2 protein-coding genes and 1 pseudogene are annotated in these 2,522 nt (G+C 64.1%); 1 reads left to right on the forward strand and 2 read right to left on the reverse strand.

Annotation, left to right across the window (positions count from 1 at the left end; translation table 11 throughout):
• Positions 1–23: 23 nt before the first annotated feature.
• The gene (locus ACESL8_RS11470; protein ID WP_372918961.1) at positions 24–1,226 is read left to right on the forward strand and encodes a CaiB/BaiF CoA transferase family protein; all 1,203 of its coding nucleotides are present in this window, start codon (positions 24–26) and stop codon (positions 1,224–1,226) included.
• Positions 1,227–1,259: 33 nt separating this feature from the next.
• Here ACESL8_RS11470 and ACESL8_RS11475 read toward each other — a convergent pair whose 3' ends face one another.
• Together ACESL8_RS11475 and ACESL8_RS11480 are read right to left on the reverse strand one after the other, a co-directional pair.
• Complete coding sequence (locus ACESL8_RS11475) at positions 1,260–2,060, reverse strand: crotonase/enoyl-CoA hydratase family protein (protein ID WP_372918959.1); 801 nt, start codon at positions 2,058–2,060, stop codon at positions 1,260–1,262.
• Positions 2,061–2,276: 216 nt separating this feature from the next.
• A pseudogene (locus ACESL8_RS11480) lies at positions 2,277–2,522 on the reverse strand (acyl-CoA dehydrogenase); the annotation flags it as partial.

Genomic DNA, 2,522 nt, shown 5'->3' on the forward strand with positions numbered 1-2,522 from the left:
CCTTTTCGGGCTACCCCGGCGCCATGATTAATGCTTTTGCTCCTGCCGCGCTCGCCGGTATCCGTGTGCTTGACTTGTCGCGCGTTCTTGCCGGGCCATGGAGCACGCAGATCCTCGCCGATCTGGGCGCCGATGTGGTGAAGGTGGAAACACCGGGACGCGGCGATGACACCCGTGCCTGGGGCCCACCGTTTCTCAAAGGCGCTGACGGCACGGATGAAATTGGCACCTCGGCCTATTATCTGGCGGCCAACCGCAACAAGCGTTCGATTGCGGTGGATTTCGCCGATCCTGCCGGCGCGGCGTTGCTGCGCGAAATGGCGGCCAAGGCAGATATCGTCGTCGAGAATTTCAAGGTTGGCGGCCTGAAAAAATACGGCCTGGATTGGGACAGTCTGCGCAGTATCAAGCCCAGCCTTGTGTATTGTTCCATCACCGGCTTTGGGCAAACCGGGCCTTATGCTGCTCGCGGCGGCTATGATTTCGTCGCGCAGGGCATGGGTGGCTTCATGGCGATTACCGGCGAAGAGGGCGGCGCCCCTCTGCGCGCCGGGGTGGCGATGGCCGATGTGACAACAGGGCTTTATGCCACCATCTCGATCCTGGCCGCGCTGAGACATGCCGAACGCAGCGGTGAAGGCCAGCATATCGATATCAGCCTGCTTGATACTCAGATCGCCTGCCTGGCCAATCAGGCGATGAACTGGCTGGTGGGCGGGGTCGATCCGGGCCGGATGGGCAATCGCCACCCCACGGTGGTACCTTACAAAACATTTGACGTCGCCGATGGCACCATCATCATCGCCATCGGCAATGATGGCCAGTTTCGCGCCTTCTGCCGGTTGATGGGCGTGCCGCAATTGGCCGAAGACGAACGCTTCCTCACCGCCAGCGCCCGCCTGCTCAACCGCGACGCCATCGAAGCCGAAGTGCAGCGGCTGGTGGCAAACGAACCCGGCGCGGCGCTGATCGAACGGCTGGCGGCCGCAGGCGTGCCGGCCGGGCCGGTGAACAAAATAAGCGAGGTGTTTGCCGATCCGTTCATTGCCGCCCGCAACGTGGTGCATGAATTCACCCGCAGCGACGGCGCCCATATTCCCAGCGTCGCCTTTCCGGGCAAATTGTCGGCCACGCCGGCCACCATGCGCCGGCCGCCGCCGCGCGTGGGGGAAGATGAAGCCAGCGTGCTGGCCGATTGGCTGGGCCGCGATGCTGCCGACACTTGAGCCGATCAGCTGAGGCCGTGCACCGCAACCGGTTCAGTTTCCGCTGAAATCCGGCGTCCGCTTTTCCAGGAAGGCGGCCATCGCCTCGCGGTTGTCGTCCGTCGTGTGTGCCAGCGCCTGCATCGCGGCCGAAAGCTGCAATATCGTCTCCAGACTGGCCTGACGCGCCTCCCACAGCAGGCGCTTGGTCATGCGCACTGCGAGTGGCGGGTTGGCGGCGATACGCAAGGCGACCGCGCGGGCAGCATCCAGCAACTCGGCATCCGGCACCACGCGGCTCACCAGCCCGATGCGCAGCGCTTCGGCGGCGTCCACCATGTCGCCGGTCAGCGCCATTTCGGCGGCCTTGGCATGGCCCACCACGTGCGGCAGCAGCCAAGCGCCGCCATCGCCGGGGATGATGCCCAGTTTCACGAAACTCTCGGCAAATCTGGCACTTGTCCCCGCCACACGGATGTCGCACATGCAGGCCAGATCGCAGCCGGCACCGATGGCCGCGCCGTTTACCGCCGCCACGATCGGCACCTCCAGCGCCGCAAACGCCCGGGGCAGGCGCTGGATGCCGGTGAGGTAATTGCGCCTCGTCTTGATCGGCGCGGCGTCGGCCAACCCGCCGCCGCTGGCCATCTTTTTCAGGTTGCCGCCCGATGAAAAGGCGCTGCCGGCTCCGGTGAGGATGGCCACGCGCGCATCCGGATCGTTTTCCAGCCGCACCAGTGCCGCCAATATAGCATCCACCATGTCATCATCTGAAACCGGGTTGCGCAATTCCGGCTGATTGAGCGTGAGGGTGACGATGTGGCCATCGCGTTCATACAGGACAAGGTCGGTCATTTCATGCTCCTGGACCCGGCTTCGGGATGTTTGAATTGCTGTGAATCCAAATGGTTGTAAAAGCGCCAACGGCGGGCAGGTTTCGGGCTTCGGCTTTGCCAGTTTTGACGAATTGTGTGGAATCGGGACAGGCTGGGCCGCCGGCAATCGTCACCTGCAATATTTGTGGACGCAGCCATGATGACAGGCTTTGGCCGTGTAGGACAGGCCTTGGCTCTATCGCACGCCCAGCCCGCGCGCGATGATGCCGCGCAATATCTCGCGGGTGCCGCCGCGCAAGGACACCATCGGCGCGATGTGGACCGTGGCCTCCAGCGTGGCGAGCAGTCTGGCGGGCGGGTTCGGGATGAAGGGCAACAGGCTGCGCGTCACTTCGGGGATGGCCTGTTCGAAGGTCGCGCCCAAATCCTTGACCATGGCTGCTTCCAGGCCTGCGTCTTCGCCGGCTTCCAGCAGCGCCGC

This window comes from Sandarakinorhabdus sp., assembly GCF_041689835.1.
In the GTDB taxonomy this organism is placed as follows: Bacteria; Pseudomonadota; Alphaproteobacteria; order Sphingomonadales; family Sphingomonadaceae; genus Sandarakinorhabdus.